15 protein-coding genes are annotated in these 20,749 nt (G+C 30.1%); 3 read left to right on the top strand and 12 right to left on the bottom strand.

Going from position 1 to position 20,749, the window contains the following annotated elements; translation table 11 throughout:
• Positions 1-211: 211 nt before the first annotated feature.
• From CLOCEL_RS12770 to CLOCEL_RS12785, 4 genes are all read right to left on the bottom strand, one after another.
• Complete coding sequence (locus tag CLOCEL_RS12770; RefSeq protein ID WP_010075530.1) at positions 212-712, bottom strand: GNAT family N-acetyltransferase; 501 nt, start codon at positions 710-712, stop codon at positions 212-214.
• A gap of 160 nt (positions 713-872) precedes the next feature.
• Positions 873-1,319: a hypothetical protein gene (locus tag CLOCEL_RS12775; RefSeq protein ID WP_010075531.1), complete on the bottom strand. Its 447-nt coding sequence runs from the start codon at positions 1,317-1,319 to the stop codon at positions 873-875.
• 157 nt (positions 1,320-1,476) lie between these two features.
• The gene (locus CLOCEL_RS12780) at positions 1,477-1,887 is read right to left on the bottom strand and encodes a YkvA family protein (protein WP_010075532.1); all 411 of its coding nucleotides are present in this window, start codon (positions 1,885-1,887) and stop codon (positions 1,477-1,479) included.
• 137 nt (positions 1,888-2,024) lie between these two features.
• A complete protein-coding gene (locus CLOCEL_RS12785; protein WP_010075533.1) occupies positions 2,025-3,797 on the bottom strand; it encodes a hypothetical protein in 1,773 nt (590 codons plus the stop codon).
• Between the two features lie 402 nt (positions 3,798-4,199).
• Between CLOCEL_RS12785 and CLOCEL_RS12790 the strand changes: the two genes are divergently transcribed.
• Positions 4,200-5,141, top strand: a complete 942-nt coding sequence (locus CLOCEL_RS12790; RefSeq protein WP_010077629.1) for an IS982 family transposase — start codon at positions 4,200-4,202, stop codon at positions 5,139-5,141.
• 149 nt (positions 5,142-5,290) lie between these two features.
• On the opposite strand, the gene CLOCEL_RS12795 is transcribed toward CLOCEL_RS12790, so the two are convergent.
• The 5 genes from CLOCEL_RS12795 to CLOCEL_RS12815 form a co-directional block, all read right to left on the bottom strand.
• Positions 5,291-5,689 carry a hypothetical protein gene (locus CLOCEL_RS12795; RefSeq protein WP_010075534.1) on the bottom strand — a complete coding sequence of 133 codons (399 nt, stop codon included), beginning with the start codon at positions 5,687-5,689 and terminating at the stop codon, positions 5,291-5,293.
• Between the two features lie 412 nt (positions 5,690-6,101).
• Positions 6,102-9,854 (bottom strand): alpha-L-arabinofuranosidase C-terminal domain-containing protein, encoded by a 3,753-nt coding sequence (locus CLOCEL_RS12800; RefSeq protein ID WP_010075535.1) that lies wholly within the window; start codon positions 9,852-9,854, stop codon positions 6,102-6,104.
• Positions 9,855-10,121: 267 nt separating this feature from the next.
• On the bottom strand, positions 10,122-11,969 hold the full coding sequence (locus CLOCEL_RS12805) for an APC family permease (protein ID WP_010075536.1): 1,848 nt from the start codon (positions 11,967-11,969) through the stop codon (positions 10,122-10,124).
• Between the two features lie 233 nt (positions 11,970-12,202).
• On the bottom strand, positions 12,203-13,057 hold the full coding sequence (locus CLOCEL_RS12810; RefSeq protein WP_010075537.1) for a DUF2971 domain-containing protein: 855 nt from the start codon (positions 13,055-13,057) through the stop codon (positions 12,203-12,205).
• A gap of 277 nt (positions 13,058-13,334) precedes the next feature.
• Positions 13,335-14,696, bottom strand: coding sequence for a dockerin type I domain-containing protein (locus CLOCEL_RS12815; protein WP_010075538.1), 1,362 nt, complete (start codon positions 14,694-14,696; stop codon positions 13,335-13,337).
• 296 nt (positions 14,697-14,992) lie between these two features.
• Between CLOCEL_RS12815 and CLOCEL_RS12820 the strand changes: the two genes are divergently transcribed.
• Entirely contained in the window at positions 14,993-15,841 is an 849-nt protein-coding gene (locus CLOCEL_RS12820; protein ID WP_010075539.1) for an AraC family transcriptional regulator, read from the top strand.
• 39 nt (positions 15,842-15,880) lie between these two features.
• On the opposite strand, the gene CLOCEL_RS12825 is transcribed toward CLOCEL_RS12820, so the two are convergent.
• Positions 15,881-16,738, bottom strand: coding sequence for a hypothetical protein (locus CLOCEL_RS12825; protein WP_010075540.1), 858 nt, complete (start codon positions 16,736-16,738; stop codon positions 15,881-15,883).
• Positions 16,739-16,812: 74 nt separating this feature from the next.
• The gene (locus CLOCEL_RS22835) at positions 16,813-16,971 is read right to left on the bottom strand and encodes a hypothetical protein (RefSeq protein WP_010075541.1); all 159 of its coding nucleotides are present in this window, start codon (positions 16,969-16,971) and stop codon (positions 16,813-16,815) included.
• A gap of 849 nt (positions 16,972-17,820) precedes the next feature.
• On the opposite strand from CLOCEL_RS22835, the gene CLOCEL_RS12830 reads away from it, so the two are divergent.
• Positions 17,821-19,947: an RICIN domain-containing protein gene (locus CLOCEL_RS12830; RefSeq protein WP_010075542.1), complete on the top strand. Its 2,127-nt coding sequence runs from the start codon at positions 17,821-17,823 to the stop codon at positions 19,945-19,947.
• A 182-nt stretch (positions 19,948-20,129) separates the two neighbouring features.
• Here CLOCEL_RS12830 and CLOCEL_RS12835 read toward each other — a convergent pair whose 3' ends face one another.
• On the bottom strand, positions 20,130-20,603 hold the full coding sequence (locus tag CLOCEL_RS12835; protein WP_010075543.1) for an NUDIX domain-containing protein: 474 nt from the start codon (positions 20,601-20,603) through the stop codon (positions 20,130-20,132).
• Between the last annotated feature and the right edge of the window lie 146 nt (positions 20,604-20,749).

Here is a 20,749-nt window from a genome sequence, read left to right on the forward strand (position 1 = left end):
ATAAAATTTATCAATAATACTGCTGTAACTCTATTCTAAAATTTATTAACCCTTGTATTATAAACGTACAGCTTTATTTTTCTAAAATAAAAGCTATTTAATTAACACTAAAATATGTTAATTAAATAGCTTTTGAATATTTATATCTTTTCAAGTTATTAAATAGTTTTTTACTCATCTTTTATTTGTTGTAACATTCTACTACATCTATTCATTTGGCACTTAAAGACATATAATATGTATTCCAAGCCTCATCCTTATACAAAAATTCTTTTTCTTTACCTGGTTCTTCAATAAATCCAAGAGCTTTATAACAATTATACGCTATAGGATTGTTATCAAACACAGACAATGTTACCTTTGAAACTTTCAATATTTTAAAAGCATATGTTATTGCTAACTTAAGCATTTCTTTGCCATATCCTTTATTTCTTTTTGAAGAATCAACTATGACAAAACATAAATGAACCCGTTCTTCATTATCAACCATTTTCATTAAAAAATGACCTAAAGGAGTTCCTATTTCATTTATTGCAGTAAACAGAAATTTTTCCGTATCATCTTCGTATTTATTTCTATATTCATGTAATACTTCTTCTGTTAATGGATAAGGAATTAAATTTGCACACCACTTAGCAAAAGTTTTTTCATCCTTTATCCAATTAATCATATACTTCGCATCGCTTATTTTATACGGTCTTAATCTTAACATAGCCCCACCACCTATCTAAATGTATATCTGTAAATGTCCAACAATGCTACTTTAGTCATATCCTTATGGACACTTTTGCTATTTGCGGCATAATAATATTATCTACCTTTTCTGAAAGCGATGTTTCAACATCAAAAGTATAATTTATTTTTCTATCCCTTTAGCTGAATTGTATATCTAACCCCTTAATATTCCATATCTTTAAAATTTCCTCACTATCATCCGTTAGAATATAACTCTCATATTCATGAGCAGTATTTGACAACCAAAGTTCATTATTCTTTATAAAAGATAAATCTTCTGGTAAATTTGGTTGAACCCATTGATGAAGAGAATTAGCCGATTCCTTTAATATTTTTTTAGCATTATCATCAGTGTGATAATAATATACTGACGCTGATATATCACTGCAAACTATTATACTTGCCCATTGAAATTGCTTTTTAACTTCTTTCAAAGAGGGATTTAATTTCTCCAAAACATAATCTACATTCTCCGTGGTACTTATATCATTTCTGACTACTAAAATAAACGTATCGCAAATTTCAAAAGCTAAATCAATTAAATCTCTGTATACCTCCCCTTTAGGATTCGTCCTAATAAACATAATATCCCCTTTCTAATTTATTATAGAATTAATTTAATACAATAAACTCTTTAAGTTTTATCCGAATAATTAGTACTGAACTTTAAAATTACATAATATAGAAGGAGGTGTCCCAAGTGCATACTATTCCTTGATACCCTCCTCTAAATGCAAAAATCTATTTACTACTATCGATTTTCTTATTTATATCTTCTAATAAACTATCATCAAAATTACCAAACCATTCTCTTAATTTTGTTCTTGCTTTATCCTTTACTTTATCATCAATAAATATAGCAACTGCCGCAATAGCCAATATTAAAGCACCTAAATCATCAGTATAACCAGCAACTGGAGTTATATCAACAATAGCATCGATTGGTGATATAAAATAACCTAATGCACCTAGTATCGTTGCTTTTGCCCACTTAGGTGTTAACGGCTTCTTCATTGTGTAGAAAAGGATCAAACCAGCATAAACTACCTTAATTCCTGCTTTTTTGGCATTTTTTATTAATTTATCAAAAAATGATTTTTCTGAATAAGCTTTTGAATATTCATTAGAAGTTAGTATTTCATATTCATCCATTGTAATTATCCTCTCACCTTCATAAGTTTTAAATTACTCTTTACTTCCATTATACCATATTAAGCCTAATTTTAGGTTTATTCTATAGGAATTGCATCAATTTTATTAATATTACAAAGTTTTTTAACATCAGCTAACTAAAAATTAACTTTCATAAGCTTTAGTGCACTAATTATCTCTTCTTCCCTTGGCACTTGTAGCATTGGTCGTGTTTTTACAATATTGTAAAAATAATTATCAACATAATCAATTATGTGATTTTCTTGATTATTACTTGCCAACAACTCCTTAAACATCTTATTAATTGCTCTATTATCAATTTCATTTAGCCTAGAAACTAATAAATGTATTTCTTTTTCTGTTAACATATAATCAATAATTAAATGATTTATGATTTCATTATACATTCTAGTAAGTCTAACTTTATCATCTTCAACAATCAAGTCACCTATTACTTTTGTTATATCACTTCCTGTTATTCCAGCAACTGCCCCTGCGACAAACCCAACAGTAGATACCATTGGTTCCGCTGTAGTTCCCAAATCTATTGCTATCTCTGATGTAGCAAAAGACGCTCCCCAAACTCCAAATCCAGCTGCTATCATTCCCCCCATTAATGAGGAAATATTTTTAAGGTATTGACTCCCAGATATTCTTTTATTCAGTACTCGATATGTATTTGGCACTGAAAAAATAATAAATGTCAACGCTTGAACAATTGCATTTAGCCGGAAAACCTTCACTAAGTGTTTTCCTAAGCTACCTCTAATAATTAAGTGTTTTCCAGCTACTTCTCTAATCGAATGTACAACAGCATGAGTTGCTTTATGACCTATTTTTTCTACAATATAATCACTAAGTTCTTTTACTATCTCATTTATTGAAGAAGCCGATATCTGAGCATCTATAAAGGAATCAATAAATGAAATTCCAAACACTTCAATCCCAGTCGCTAAAGCATATTGTAGTGCCTCCTCATTTTTTTTCCCTACTGACCTAGCAGTATTCCAAGCAACTAAAAAAGTCATTCCTAATTCAAAATAACAATTTACTGTACCATGCTCTTCATCATATGATATTTCTTTAAAGATACGTGACTTAGCAATATTTTTTGCCTGTCTATACGTTAATTTTCCTTTTCTCACAATATTAATTGCTTCTTTTGAGCTTGTTATCCCTGGAATCATACCTTCTTTAATCTTTTCTGACATAAGCTTAACAACTTCTATATATATATCTTTAGGAACTTCAATCCTAATATTTTTCACCTTTTGCTTACTATCACAAAGTAAAAAATCATTTTCTTCATTAAAGAATTGATTTATAAACTTCTCAGCACTCTCACAATAGTAAGTTTGAATTTTGACATCACCTTTAAAACTATCGATGCTACTTACGTCATTATTTATTTTTATGACTGTATCTATTGCTTCCTTTGTTGATTCCTTATTTATATCTGAAAATAAACTTAATCCATCATTGAATTCTAAAGTGTATTTTTCTATTTCCTTTTTCATCTCATTAAAATATTTAACAACATTATTGTTATTGTCCATTTCAATTAACAAATCACTGTGATAATATATTTTTAATCTTCCTTCATGTAGTTTAAGTTGAAATTTATTAACCTCTACATGGTCCCATCTTAGTATCCGAAATAGTTCTTTTTTAACATTTTCACTCTTACCTTTTTTATTTATTTCTTTTTCACTTTGTTGGTATTTTGTAACTATTCCATTATCAGTAATAACTATTCCTAATGGATTATTACCAAAGCTCATATCTGCCCAATATATCTTATAATTATTAGGTACAGGCATATATTGATATATTTTTTTTGTATTCTTATAATTCAATTCTATAGGTGATTCTCCTAATAGATCTAACTTTTCTAATACTACTTCCTTCATACAATTCCCCCTTTATCACTTCAGGTTTCAGTAAAACAGATTCCAATTGAGTATTTTTCTTGGTTAAACATATCATCCACGGATTATAACTTGCTTTTTAACAAGATTAATTAAGATTCCTAAATATGTATATTGTCTGGTCTATATTTTTATTACATTCTTTATCAGTAGCTACATTTATAAATAAAAACCACTGATCAGCAATTAAAAACATGCTAATCAGTGGTTTTTATTTAAACACAGCAAAATATAACTAATACGAACTCTTTATATGTATTGAGTAAATTAACCCGTTGTGCTAGTTAAATACGCTGGCAATACTTACAAATAGAAAAACTCCAGCATATTTGCTAACCTATCATTAAAAAACACCACTAATCTAATGATAGGAGGCTAACCTATATGCCAGAGTTTAATAAAGATTCTACCATAACAATAAATGACTTAAAAGATTTTATTGTTGTCACTTATGTTATAATTGATGACTTTTACCAAAAAGTAACTCCAACATTTATTAAAAATCGTCGTAACATCGCTAAATCAGTAATGACTGATAGCGAAATAATTACGATTTCTTTAGTAGGTGAACTCTTAACCATTGACTCTGAAAAAGCATGGTTTGGATTTTGCTCTAAAAACCTACGAGACTTATTTCCCAACTTTTGTAGTAGGCCGAGGTTTCATAGAGTTAGAAAGTCATTATTTCGAGTCATTGATGAAATTCGTAAAGAGTTAACGAAATTTCTTAACTATCAATATGACCGAATGAGAATTGCAGATAGTATGCCAATTCCTGTGTGTAAGTTTGGGAGAGCTCATTTCCATAAAGCTTTTAAGCCGGAGGCTGCCTACGGGCGATGCGCTTCGAAAAAAGAAACATATTATGGATTCAAATTACATGCTTTAGTAGCCCTCGATGGCTATATCACAGATTTTACTGTAACAGCAGCAAATATTGATGACAGAGATGTCGTCTGGGAACTCACAGCTAATTCAGAGATTGATATACTAATAGGTGATAAAGGATATATAGGTCAAAAAGTTGCTTCGCAATTAAAAGAAACAAGGTACATTCGTCTTTTAACAATAAATCGTAACAATAGTAAAACTAAACTTTTAAAACCTTTTAGGCAGTTGATATTCAAGGCTCGTCGTAGAGTAGAAACTACTTTTTCTCAGCTCTCCGAGCAATTAAATATGCAGAGGGTTCTTACAAAATCAACTTGGGGATTTGCCACAAGAATATCAAATAAAATATTAGCTCATAATCTTTGCTATTTTATAAATAAATTTTTTAATATAGGTATAGAAATATCAAAGATTAAAGAATTAGTATTCGGATAATAATTTCCAAAAACAGTATATGAGACAATAGGATAGGACTGCCTAAAATCATGGTATAAATATCCTTTTAATGAAAACTTATCTGCTAGCACAACAGGTTAAATTAATAAACATATATATGATCTTTCTACTAAGATTAAATTCTAAGATTAAATTCTATTATCAATATCCTCTATCAAACTTTCATCATATTCTTGAAACTCTTCTTTCAATTTTAGCTTGGATTTTTGTTTAACTTCCGTATCAATAAACATATCAACTGCCACAAGTGCTAATGCTAAAGTTCTTAAATCATCAATACTCCCTGGAACTGGAAATGTATTGGGGTTTTTACTTATTGATGTTGCAAAATCACCTAAAGCATTAATGATTATTGTTTTTGCCCATTTAGGTGTAAATGGTTTCTGTAAGGTATTAAATAGTATTAATCTTGCATAGGTAGCTTTGACCCCAGACATTTCTGCATTCTTAATTACTTTACTTAAAAATACCTTTTCTGAACAAACCTTTGAATATTGAGTAGAATCTAAAGTTTTCATTTCTTCCATTTAAAAGTCCTCCTAGACTGTTAATACATGTTATAAATACTATATTTTATATTTGAATTATACCATATTTTTTCATTTATTCCATCAGTAATATATACTTTTTATGTAATTTTTTATTACTAAATTCATTTTCCCTTTTTACTATTAATTGAGATTTTCATTATATTTCTCTATCAATATTACATTTCCCCAGTAATGCTTCATGTTTCTCCTTAATATATAACGATTACTCTAACTACGGGATTATCCGTTATCTTACACAAAAACAAATGTATTATAAATCTCTAACCTTTAATATTTAAGTTTAAAAAAAGTTCTAATTAACAAACATATAATTGTTAATTAGAACCTTCAGTCTATATTTTACAAAAAGTTTTTTTATAAGAATCTAGTTTATACTACAGTAAATGTTCTAAAGTTCAAAAACTAATACATTAACTGAATTTGCTGGAAGTGTTAATACTGCTGACTTATCAGTTAACTTCACTTCATATTCTTTTGGAGTAACGTATTCTTCATTTTTTCTGTTAACATTTGGTACATGAACAATAGAAGAATCTCCTGTTAATATTATCATCTTTCCTATTTCATTTACTGATAAATCTTTAAAATTAAGCTTTATAACTTTTTCAATATTATCAGCATTTACTAACTTAACATAAACATGCTTTTCATCTCTTGTAACAGAATTAAAGATATCTCTGTTGTAAGCTTCTAGTTTATAATCTAAAACTTTACTTTTACTTTCGCCATCAGTGTAAGAACAAATAAGATTTTTTCCACTAGTTCCACCATAATTTACAGTAATAGCGTACTCTTTATTATTTAAAAGTTCTTCAAAACAAGAAGTTCTTAAGTTTCCAGCAGCAGAGCTTGAAGAATAATCCCCTAGTCTATATGCCTCAATACCTTTTTTATAAACTTTTACTCCTGTTGAATTGCCGTTATATGCGATTGCATACTCTATTACATCTTTCTTATCTTGGTTAATTTCTGTTAAACCAGCACCTACATAAAAGCCTTCAATGCCAGATATCTTAGTAGCTACTACTTCAACTTTGTAATTTGTCCATGCGTCATTTATAATGTACAAACCATTTAAACCTGACTTTTGTGGCTTAAGTACTAGTCCTTTTTCATTATCAATATTATATCCTACTGATCCAGGAATAACACTCCAAGCAGAACTTAATTCTTTTGTAAAGTCTTGTTCAAAAATTACATTACCATCTATATTTGAAACTACCTTTATGCTTCTAACAAGGATTTCTGCATCTCCTGTTGCGATTTCAATACCACCACGAGGAATTAAATCCAGAGCTTCACCATTCTTATATGTTGAAAAACTTGTTCCTAATACCTTCGTACCAAGATACTTAGCAAATAATTGTTGAACATAATAATTTGGAGTACGCCATACAGTTTCATCATCAAACCAAATACAATCTGGAGTCCATCTATATGAACCATCTGTAAGAACTTTATTAAATAATGGCGCTGTTGCTGCCAATCTTACAACATCAGAATTATTTTCAAAGCCTGTCATAATTGCTGCTTCTGCTACAGCTCCTGCTAAGGTATTTTTATCTGTTGATGCATATTCTCCAACAAATACCTTTGAAGTTTCAGCATCATTTAGGCTACCATCTGCGTTATATGATCTATAATAGTAGTTATATCTATCTGCATTATTAAGTAGATATTCATTAGAACGATAATAATGTTCATCTGCAATAGTTTCCATATAATCCTTTTGGTTATTATACCAAGAAACTGTTTCTTCTTTACTTGTCTTACCATCAGTAAAGCTTACCTTTGCAGTTCCTGTTAAATTACCGCTTAAGAATTTCCAGCCTTCTTGATAAGCATCATCATCTGCTTGTGCACCTACTGTTGAAATAATATATAATTCATAACCTGGGTAATTTTTTTCCATATATTCATCTATTGCCACTTTAAATATTTCAAAGTTTGCAAAGAATTCTGTTCCCCAGTTCTCATTACCTACTCCTAAATAGTGTAAATCAAATGGTTGCTCATGGCCCATCTTTTTACGTAAGGCTGCCCATTGATTATTTTCAAAATCAATGCTTATAGCAAAATCAATTAAATCCGTAAAGTTTTTAATGTACTTATCTCTTAACTTACCACCAGCTGGATTAGCATAATCTGAACGAGCTTGACAAAGTACACCACAAGCCATAACTGGAAGCGGTGTTGCATTTAAATCTTCTGCAAGTTGGAAATATTCCATATAACCAAGACCCATAGTCATAACATATCCCCAAACATTAAAGTTCTCTTTACGAACCTCAACATCACCTACAGATTCCTTCCAATCATATACATTTTCCCAAATATAAGATCCCTCTGAAATGCATCCGCCTGGGAAACGTAAAAAAGTAGGATGTAAATCCATTAATGTTTGTACTAAGTCTTTTCTTAATCTATAGTTTGGATTTCCAAGATAATTTACATGTGCTGTTTTAGATGTTTCTTCTTCAGTAGCACCCCAAACATTTTCTGGCACTAAGGATACCATATCAATTGATATTTCACCTTTAAAAGTTAATGCAATTTGACCTAAAACTGAATCTGTTCCAGTTAAGAAAATCTTAGTATCTATACCATACTTTTTCCATGTATTATTACCTTCAACTTCAACTGTTGCTACATCACTAACTGATTCATTGTCTTTATTTAATAATTGTAATGTTATCGTTCCTTCAGATCCTGCTTTTGCCCAAATTGTGAAATTATACTTGTCACCCTTTTTAATAAGCATAGAGCAATTCTTGTTGTTATCAGCAAAGCCTCTGTTATAAATTGTAGCTCCGTCTGATACTGTTATATAAGTAGAATTTATTTCTTTATCTTCTAGGCTTAAAAATTCATTTAATCCGCCTTGATTTCGTACAATAACCTTATCTAAATCCCCAGACCAAGCATGTAATGGTTTACGCACCCTACCTGTTGACACTCCATTTTCACCTGAAGCCTGTGAGTATGTATCGAATACAAAGGACTCAAAAGAACGATTTTGAATATACTCTGCATAAATACCACCATCAGCTGCATTATTTATATCTTCATAAAATAAACCGTATAGTGTTTTACTAATATCTACAACTTCATTATTTCCCTCAATAGTCAATGTATATGGAGGTAAATCTTTTGGAAGTACAGATATAGAAAAGCTTTTTTCTTCAACATAACTTCCTTTTGTTAAAACAGCAGTAAGTGTAACACCCTTAGGAGTTTTAATTTCTTTTACTTCACCAGTATTTGAAATAACTTCTAAATCACTTGATTTCCAAGCTACAGAAACTTTTCCTCCCATAAGAGATGAAGGTAATATAATATCTTTTGTAATAATATTTGTTTCAAGAGATAAATATTTATCTTTTGCAAGTTTTATTATATCTTCATCTGTAAGTGATTCACATAGAACTTCGATTACTTCATCCTCTGTTAAACCAGCTTTATAAACACGAAAATCTGATACGGAACCACAAAAATCTGGATCAACATCAAATTTTGATTTACCTATATTGTTATCAGAGTAGTTTTCTTTATCCTCGAAGGTTTTAAACCAATGACGAAGTTTTGCATATGCACCACTTGATGTTTGGCTTATAGACCCATCAGCAACTAACTCACCATTAATATATATAATTGGTCCTGCACTGCTTAGAGTACCTCCTTTTGTACCTATAACAGTCATAGCAACATGAATCCATTCTCCCATCCCGTAAGATTTTACTGGATCTACTGCTAATTCTTCTCCTGCTGAGCATACACCACGCAAATTACGAGTCATAAATATATACGGTCCTGTAGCTCCTTTGCCAAAATCAAAAACTCTCTCCCATACATTTATAGCTTTTTCAAAGTAGACCCATGTAGATATAGTAACACCAGTATCATCACTAATATCTTTAAGTAAATCTGAAGGTAAATTTAAATAGGATGTACCACTGCTTCCCCCTGGAAATGTTATTGCATCTTTACCTGCAATCTTACTAACTAAAGGTAACTGTGAACCTTTTGCAACACCATCATTACCATTTCCTGAGGTATCTTTACCAATATTTGTTGGATCATCAAACTTATATTGAGCAATTATATTATCTTTATAAGTAACTTTATTTTCTTCGTGCCTCATAAATATCTCTTCTCCTTATCATATATTCTATAAGTTATATTTTAGATACCTTTAAAACATTTTACCTTTAAATAAAAGAACCTGTCAACTTATAATTATAAAAATCATATAAATCTAAATAAAAACATATGTAATTTGGCACTTTTCACAAAAGGAAAACACCAGGTTTAGCCCGATGTTTTTAACTAAGTAGAATTCTTTTAGTTTATCATTATCAATAATCATCATTTTACCTGATAATCATTTTATATTTTCATAAACAAATAATCAATCATCTTCTTCTTCTAAATGGTATGGATAAGTTGCAACTACAACATTTTTATTTCTCACTAAACTTTCTCTAATTATAAATCCCGTATGATTATGAAGCACCTCTCCAATCCCTTCGTGAGTTACAAATTGAGGTATCATAACTGTAATTTTTTCACTTGGAGATGCTGCATTAGCAATTAAATGAATGTAACCTAATAAAGGTGTAATAACAGCTCTATAAGTAGAGTATTTTGTTACAAGTAAAATATCAGTATTTAATTCATTCCATCTAGACTTTAGTCTATCAATTGCAGCGTTATCTGCAGAAACATTTAATGCAATAACATCTGGTGATAAACTCCTCGCATACTGGAGTGCCGCCAAAGTAGCTTTATTTAAACTTGCAATAGGAACAACTATAATATGTGTTATCTTCTTATTTAAATCAAAGTTCTTTAAATCCTTTGTTTCAACACCCAACTGAGTTGCAATGCTATTGTAATGTTTTTTTACTGACTGCATAGCATAAACAAGAACTGGAATGACTATTATAACCATCCATGCTCCATGAAGGAACTTTTCATAAGCTATTATTAAAGTTGTTATTACAGTTATAAAGGCACCAAAGCCATTGATAATAGCCCTCTTTCTCCATCCCTTCTCTTTAACTTTAATCCAATGATTTACCATACCAGTTTGTGCTAATGTAAATGAGAGAAATACACCTACAGCATACAACGGTAACAATCCATGAGTTTTTGCATCAAAAACAATTACTAATATGCATGCAACAAAACCTAATGCAACTATCCCATTTGAAAAACCTAACCGTTTTCCCCTTACCGTAAATTGCCTTGGTACATATCCATCTTTTCCAACAGTATACATTAGCATTGGAAAACCTGTAAATGCTGTATTGCAAGCCATTATAAGTATTGTTGCTGTGGCAAATTGAATTACATAAAACATAAAGCTTCGCCCGAAAACACCAAAAGCTATTTGTGCTACTACAGTCGGATATCCAATTGGTATACTTTGATAAAACCTTGCAAGAATCGATGTACCTCCAAATATAAAAAGTATTAAGCTTGATAAAAGTATCATAACAATTTTTGCATTTTTCTGCGCTGGTTCTTTAAAATTTGGTACAGAGTTACTTACAGCTTCTAACCCCGTTAATGCAGTACATCCTGAAGAAAATGCTTTTAAAATAAGAAAAATACTTAACTCTTCTGTCGCAACTACTTTAGAATGGATCATTGGCATTGGCGCTCCATATAAGGAGTATTTTATTAGTCCATATATTATCATAAAAATCATACTAACTATAAAAAGATACGCAGGAAAACTAAATATTTTAGCTGACTCACTAACACCTCTTAAATTCAAAATTGTAAGTATTATTATTATAGTAACTGCCATTAAAACTTTATGATGTCCTAAATTTGGAAAGGCAGATACTATTGCTGCTACACCAGCACTAGCACTTACAGCAACCGTTAATATGTAGTCAACTAATAGAGCTGACGCTGCCACTAGTCCTGCTTTTAAATTTATATTCTCTTTAGCAACCATATAGGCACCGCCACCCTGAGGATATGCACGTATTATCTGTATATAAGATGTTGTCAAGATAACCAATAATACAATAATCATCAGTGAAACCCAACCCAACCACTGATATGCGGCTAACCCTATTGTTGCAATTAATACAATCAGTATTTCTTCTGCTGCATAAGCAACTGATGATACAGCATCACTAGCCATAATTGCTAATCCAAAAGGAATATTATACTTTTCATGGCAACTCTTTTCATTTGGTAAAGGTTCGCCTATAAGTGTATCTAGGAATTTTTTAATCATTTAAAATACCCCCAATGTAGTTAAAAGAAACATCTTTTCTTTTAGTTAATAGACTTATTATAAATTTTTCTAAGCATTATACTAAGTACTTCACACCTTAGTTTTCCAAATACCTTCAAATTTTATTCGTAAAACATATCTAAACTATAATATATATGTTCTGATTAAAAACCTATATTGTTTTATCAACTGTATATAGATTTAATGTAGCGATATTAATTGAAACTTATATATCAATTTATTTCTTGATGAATTAATGAAAAGCTTTTATCTTTATTATTAATGCCCATTCTATAAATATGACAATTTTGCTGATTACAAATTTTTCTTAATTTTTCTTCATGTTCTTTGCTACAATTAATCCCTAAATATATTGCTGACATTTTCAGTCCTATATCGATTAAGTTTACTAAATCTCCGTTTTTCTCCTTATTGATATTTATATGTAATATTCTATATTCATCCTCATATTCCCAAGATTTATCCTTTATGCAAGCAGAATGTAATAAACTTGAAATATATTTTCTTGTGTCTTCACAAACTTTCCCTTCATTTTCCTCTAAATAATATTCATTGATTATATTAGTGATAATTACAGCTATAGGAACCCTAGAATATTCATATGATACCTTATATAAATTTGTTGGATCTATGACAGTATATTCTACACATATTCCACAATGATTATTAGCATAATGTGCCCACATAGGTAAACAATCATTTAAGTGTGTTGTAAATGAACCTATTAAAAAACTTCCCTTAAATCCTTCAAAAATTTCCTTAACTTCAGCTATAGGCCAATTATACTGATTCAATCTTTCCTCATCTATGTATAAGGCATTTAATTCAAATGGATCATTTAAATTACTGCAGGTTGAAAGCCATATTTTATTACTACTGATAGCTTCAAGTTTCTTCAAATCGTCCTGAATACTATCCTCAAAATCTTTATATCCTTTATAAGATTCACTTGATTTTAATGCTATATATTTATATATCACTTTAGGCATATTATCTATCCTATACTTATCAGCTTCTTTATATCTTTCCTCTGAAAGCAATTGTATATATTTTTTCAATTCAAACATAAACCCCTCCATTAATTACAACTTATATATTTTTTACTTATTTTCAATAAGCTTATAAAGTTTTCTTAATTCATTTTTATAGTATCCCCCTATTTTCTATATTTTTATATCTTTTTATTAATTACTCCGAAACCTAAATAAAACTTTTCTGTAACAATAAAATTTAAATCCTATGCAAAAAGACTTCTCATTGGAAACAAACAACACTCCAATGAAAAGTCTCAAATTTTCTAACTTACTAGTTATTCTTTATTGAAAACCACTTACTATAAATTTTTTATGCTTGGCTAAGAAGAATCTTTTTAAGCAATGCCAAATCTATTGCATTAACCACACTATCGTTGTTCATATCAGAAGCCTTTAAAGCATCTCCCGTTAGTCCACCTGAAAGCAAGTGTTTTTTTAGAATTGCAAGATCTATTGCATTTACTTTTCCATCATTATTCACATCACCTTTTTTAATAACGACAGTGGAATTTTTATAAACGTTAAGTATCGTTTCAGCCCATGCTTCTCTCATTCTATTGTATCCTTCAGTTGATGGATGAACATTGTCACCAGAAATGAGGGTTTGGTTTTCCTTAAATATTGTCCAAAAATCTGGCCCTTTTATTACTTGAGGATAAGCTGAATATATAGCTTCGACTTTGGCATTATAAGCAGGAACATTATCTGATACATTATTCAAGCGAGCCCATGGTATTTTTGAAACTATAGGCACCTTACCTGCCGCTAAGATTTCTTTTACAGCATACTCAATATTATTATAATAATTATCTGCTCCTGTTTGATTTCCCCATGAATCATTTGTTCCAAATGCCACGCCTACATACTTCCCTGGAAATATACTTAGGTATGATTTTATGTTTTGTACTAAATGACGGCTTAAAATACTACCAGTTCCACCACATTCAACAAGAGGATAATGATTTGGATTATATGAATTTACTATTTGTGCTATAGTACCTTTGCCATTTCCATTAAGTGCTGTGCCTCCTGCTGTTATCGAATCTCCAAGAATAATCCAAGCATCATCAGTTCCTTGTTTAGCATTATGTATATCCATATTTATGCTTATACTACCTGGAATTGAGTCTGTAATATTAATTCTTATCCAATTATAACCTGAAAAATCAAGAACATGCTCACGTGAATGATAATTATTATTTGTAACTGTCTGTAAAACTACCCATCCCGAAGCAGGTGCACTATTTCCACCACTTGCAGAGTTTCCTTCAATAGTATAACTCTTTGGCTTGTGATAAGAACTAGTATTTAATATTGAACTGTCATAATCATAAGTATCAGAATTATACCATGATAAAACTATTTTCTCCCTTTGCTCAACAGGAACATTTGATAAATCGTATGCTAACCACCCTGGAGCAGTCCCATACCATGTTGTTCCATAATTATTGTCATTAGCATTTGACGCTCCACTAGTTGATGAAAAAGCTGGAACACTACGACTTATTAGTGGCATATTTGAATGTGTGTCCTCAACTACTGTTGTTTCACTAGATGTCACTTGATCAACAGCTTTAACCTCTAATGTGGAAAATAAGCTACTAGAAAGACTTAGAGTTAACGTAGCTACCAATGTCATAGCTACTCCAACTAACTTTTTTGTTTTTAACATATAATACTTCCTCCCATAATTTTCTCCCTTATTTTACAAGACATAAAAATAACTACAAAACTAACTTATGATTGTTTGAAATACGCTCTTAAAAATCAACTGTCTTTCTCTATAAAAATTTATATTTAGACAAATTAGTTGAAGTTATTTTATGGTCTTAACACCATTTTACACCATTAAGACAATAATATACATATAAATATATTTTAAAACCATGGTATAATTCTAAATATATAATCATGGTATAATTCTAAGTATATAATTATAAAATCCACTAGAACTTGAGGTGCTTTATCATGTGGCATTGCCAATATATAATTGATACTTCTGCAGAAGCATCTAATCTTGACTTAATGCTTTATTATTGCGGAAAAGAAACATGTATACCCAATCATACATGGATGCCTAATTTAAAAGAAAGATTTTTAATTCACTATATTTTCAGCGGAAAAGGCTCTTTTGAAATTAATGGCTATACTTATAACCTAGAAAGTGGTCAAGGCTTCTTAATTTCACCTGGTGATATAGCAACTTACAAAGCAGATGACAAGGACCCCTGGACCTATGCATGGGTTGAATTTAATGGTAGGTTATCAGAAAAGTTTTTACATCAAATAGGATTATCAAGCAAAACCCCTGTGTTCTCTTGCAAAAAAAAAGATTTGTTGGAAGCTTCCTTCCAATATATCTTTGATGCTTGTAAAAAAAGTCGTAATAACAACTTATTAATATTAAGTAGCTTATATCACTTTCTTGCAATGATACATGAAGCCTCTGCCCCTGAACAAACTGAAAAAAATACTGAGAAACTTAAAGATTACTATATCCATCAAGCTATGATATTTATTGAAAAAAATTATTATAGAAATTTGTGTATTAGTGAAATGGCCAAATATCTTTCACTAAACCGAAACTATATGTCAACACTTTTTAAGGAATCAGTAGGCATAACTCCACAAGCTTATCTTATTAACTACAGAATGGATAAAGCTAAAGAGCTTATGAAAAATTCTTCCTTAACTATTGGTGAAATATCATCATTAGTGGGATATAATGACCCTCTAATGTTTTCAAGAATGTTTAAAAAGTTATTTGGAATACCACCAAAAAATTATAGAAACTCAATAAACGTACAAAAAGACTGAAAAGAAAATCTCTTTTCAGTCTTATAAAAATTACTTGCATTATTTTTTATAATAGAAGTAATCTAAAAGATTATCCCCTAAATAAGCCTCTAACTGCTTATATCTTATAGCCATCTTTCTATTTGTTCTAATTGTCGGATAAAAAAATCCTATTGCAAAAATAATAAGCCAAAACTTATAAATTCCATACCCTAAAACAAAAACCAAAACAAAATAAATAGAATATCCTATAACTGCATATATTGAATCTTTTATAAAAGTATTTTTAGCCTCACCTTCGTCTATGAAAAACCAATAACATTTTATATAGTTTAACATTAAAAATAAAACAAATAGAAGGATTGAAAGTAAAATATATAGCTTTCCTTCAATATCTAAACCTAAGCCTATTGAAAAAAACATAATAAATGACCAAAGTGCTAAAGGTTGAGCCCTTGCCATATTTCTAACATTTTGTTTTTCTTCAAGAGTAAATTCTTCCTTCTTAATATTTTCATCTATAGGATAATCAGCATATATTTTTGCTTTTTTCAACATCCTATATTCTAATATTAAGCTAACTATAAGTAACAAAAGACATATTAGATTCTGAATTATGTATCCTAACGACATATATTGAAACCTTAATGTATAGAATGACAGAAAACAAGCTATAGCTCTCATTATCCAATCAATTGTAGAATACGGCTTAAATATCTTATATTCTTTTTTATAATCGTCTGCTAATATAGGCGACGTTATTAACAATAACACTAAAGGGCTCAATCCCCATATTCCTAGTAGCCCCCAATAAGCTTGAAGTACTCCTTTATATTTTGCATAATAATACATAAACAAAAAATTGCTTATGTATGTAATAAAATTTATACCTATTAATCGTTTCGTAATTTTTTTCAAAGTACTCCTCCTATATGTGTATATTATCCTCTTGAAGCCTAGCTAAAGTTATTATATTTCCTCAGCAGGTAAAATTAAATTTTTTTACCTGTATTGATAAATTTACTTCCAACCAATCCAACAATTATCAAAGATGAAATTATTGCTAAATCTATAGTTAAAAAAGTTTTAAGAATGAAAATTAATACTACAGCAACACTAAATAAAAATATAGCTTTAATATACTTACTCATACCATCACTTATTACAAAATTATCATACTTCTGATTAAGTAAAACTTATTTTCAAAAGTTACATAATTTAAGTAATTCCCCTCCTCTTTTACTCCTACTATACTAAATTAGAACTTCACTTTGTAATATTTATCCATATATATAATTATACACTCATTTTTTTCTTATGCAAATATTTCTAATTATCTCTGAAACATTACTCTTCTAACCATTTTATAAAATTTTAAAACAATCTTGTTCTACTAATCATATTTATATTTTATTTCACATTTCTTTTAAACAATGCCGCATTTTTTTATAACTTCCTATAAAGAAAGCTAATAAAAATGTAAGAAATGTCAATTGAAAACCTATACAATAATAAGTATACTATAGGTAATATAACCTAAATGTATATAAAAAAATGATTTTTTTACTAATTATTACATGCGCGAAACACTATAATCTTCAATCATTATAGATTTATATATAATAATTGAAAAAATAACTGTTGTTAAACTCTCTAAATATCTACTTCTAATACAGAATAGCTTTAATATAACTTTGAATAACTTAAATTTCTTTATTAGAATGTATAAATACACTAAGATCACCATTGGTACTCTTTATAGCACAATAAGTTGTTTAGTTGTTAAAATATATCCAGTAATTGAATATCACGATCTCAGTCTTTCATAATTAATCTAAAATAATTGATCATTATTAACTCGCCAAAATAAAATTTCTTGTGAGTTATATGATAAAGAAAGTATCATATAAACTAAGACTTAAGGAAGGTGGTGAAATCATTAAATCTGCAGTATGATATTTTCAATAATGTAAACGTTTTTAAAATGAAAGGGGATTTCAATGAATATGGATTTTAAGTTTACTAAACTAATTAAAAATATTTCGTCCAAATTTTTAGCATTTGTATTAATATGCGCAATGTTATTCTCACTTGGTTTTACTGACAATAATATTGCATACGCAGCTGCAAGTTCTTCAACAACATCAACGACAACAAGAGTATCTGTTCATGATCCTTCAATTTTTTATGATTCAGCTACAAATAAATACTATATTTTTGGTTCACATTTAGGACAAGCATCTAGTACAGACTTAAGAAATTGGTCTTACCTAGGCACTCAAGGTTATACAAATACAAGTCTATATGGCGCACCTACCTTTGAAGGTTATTATTATATTAAAAACAAAAATAGCTCATTATATTTAGATATTACTGATGGTTCTAACGCTGATGGAGCTAAAATAAGACAATGGACATACAATGGTTCAGAAGCACAAAAGTTTAAGATAGTATACTATGGAAGTGGTTATTATTATATTTTAACTGGTGCTTCAGCATATGCTAGTTGTGTTGACATTACAGATGGCTCTACTGCTGATGGGGCTAACGTAATACAATGGAAATACTGGGGAGGTACACCACAGCTATACAAAATTCAACAAAACTCAGATGGAACCGTTTCTTTCCTTACTAAAGGAACCAATGGTGCATCTGCTCTTGATGTCTTTGAAGGAAGTACAACAGCTGGTGGTAACATCTGTCAATGGTCTTTCTGGGGCGGTGAAATGCAAAAATGGGAATTAGTAAAAGCTGGTGGTACAGGAAACCCATCAAGAAATACTAATGCTCCTTTAATCTCTGCTTTATCAACTTCATTTGGTTGGGCTGGTTATAACGATCAAGATTCTTCAGGTGGAACAGCCGTATGGGCTCCAGATCCTATATATAACCCATCATATGTTTGGGCAGATGGTTCAAAGGGTGCATACATGATGTATTATTGTACTTCCTCTACATATATCCGTTCTTGCATAGGATATGCTGTATCAAAATCAGTAACAGGTCCTTACCAATATGTTGATACTGTTATATATTCAGGATTTACGAGTTCAGATAACAATGTCACGACTACTTCTTCATTAGGTACAAAAACAGTAAATACTTCATATAAAAACACCAACATTCCTGAATTAATTGATAAAGGAATCTTAACAGGAACAAGAAGTGGTTGGTTTAATAACGGTGCATACAATAACTCATTATTTCCAAATGCTATTGATCCAACCCTTGTTTTCGATAAAAGCGGAAAACTTTGGATGACATATGGTTCATGGTCTGGTGGTATCTATATACTACAAATTGACACTGCAACAGGTCAACCAATTTATCCAAGAACAAGCAGTGGTAATACAGATGGTTACTTTGGAACAAGAATAGCTGGTGGATATGGGAAATCTGGCGAAGCTCCATATATTGTATATGATTCAGCTTCTGGATATTACTACTTATATGTAACTTATGGCTGGTTAGGAAAAGATGGTGGATATCATATCCGTTTATATCGTTCATCAACAATTAACGGTAATTATGTAGATGCAGCTGGAAACTCAGCTATTTTTACTTCTTCAACTAATCAAGCTAACATTGGTATTAAGCTATTTGGTAATTACAAATTCTCTAGTATACCTACTGGATATAAATCAGGTGGGCATAATTCAGCATTTATTGATACAGACGGACAACGTTACTTAGTTTACCATACAAGGTTTAACAATGGTACAGAGATGCATGAAGTTCGTGTTCATCAACAATTCCTAAATGCTGATAAATGGCCTGTAACAGCTGTATACGAATACCTTGGAAGTACTATTTCTTCAACCGGTTACAGTACAAGTGATATGTGTGGAACATATCAATTTATTAATATGGGAAAAGATGCAACTACTGCAAATGTAGGTATGCTTACAACTCAAAGTGTTACTCTTAACTCAAATGGAACAATTACAGGAAGTGTAACAGGTACTTGGTCTTACACATCTGGTAGCTACTATTGCTCTATGGTAATAGGTGGTGTGACTTATAAAGGAGTATTCTTTAAACAAAAGGATGAATCTTCAAGTCATACATCTGTGATGACCTTCTCATTAATTGGCACAAATAACCAATCTATTTGGGGATCAAAATAAATCAGTACAAATAGCAAGTCTCTCAGCTTCTAATTAGTGGCTGAGAGACTTTTTAATTAATAAAATATATAGCTTCGCTTTTATTCAGTTTACACAAAACTTCTTATACTATCTTCATACCTGAAGCAGTCTTATGTTTCACTATTAATAACATAAATTCTATTATTATTTTTACGCTTATCTTATTTTAAACCATATAAAGAGAAAGGCCCATTTTTCTCACTACCATCATATGGTATATCTTTAAATCCTTTGCCATTATTATCAATAACACTTATTAGCAATTTTTGGGTTAAGTCAGGCACATCAGCTCTTGTTACAGCTTCATTTATATCAATCCATACTGCTTCACTATTTTCATCCCCATCGGATTGAGCTTCTCCTCCAATATATTTAGCTGTAAAAATTACATACCAATCCTTGAAATTAAAACGGATTCCTACAACCTCTAAAGGTTCTACAGTAACTCCTGTTTCCTCAAGGATCTCTCTTTTTACAGCATCTGTAGGAGTTTCATTCAGCTTCATATAACCACCAGGAATGATAAGTTTTCCTTTCCCAGCACCATAGGTATGTCTAACTAATAAAACTTTACTTTCCTTTATTACAATTCCTGCTACAGATTTACCCCAATCAGTATTTTCTTCATTTACCATATTTAAATCTCCTAGCTTTATTTAGAGATAAGGATTTTCTAATCCCTATGATATTTCGTTTTATATCATAACCAAGTAAAAATTGTTACTTATTATTTTACCATAAAGTTGATTGTACTTCATTTGAGTTTAGAATGTACCTTAAA

This window comes from Clostridium cellulovorans 743B, assembly GCF_000145275.1.
GTDB lineage: Bacteria > Bacillota > Clostridia > Clostridiales > Clostridiaceae > Clostridium_K > Clostridium_K cellulovorans.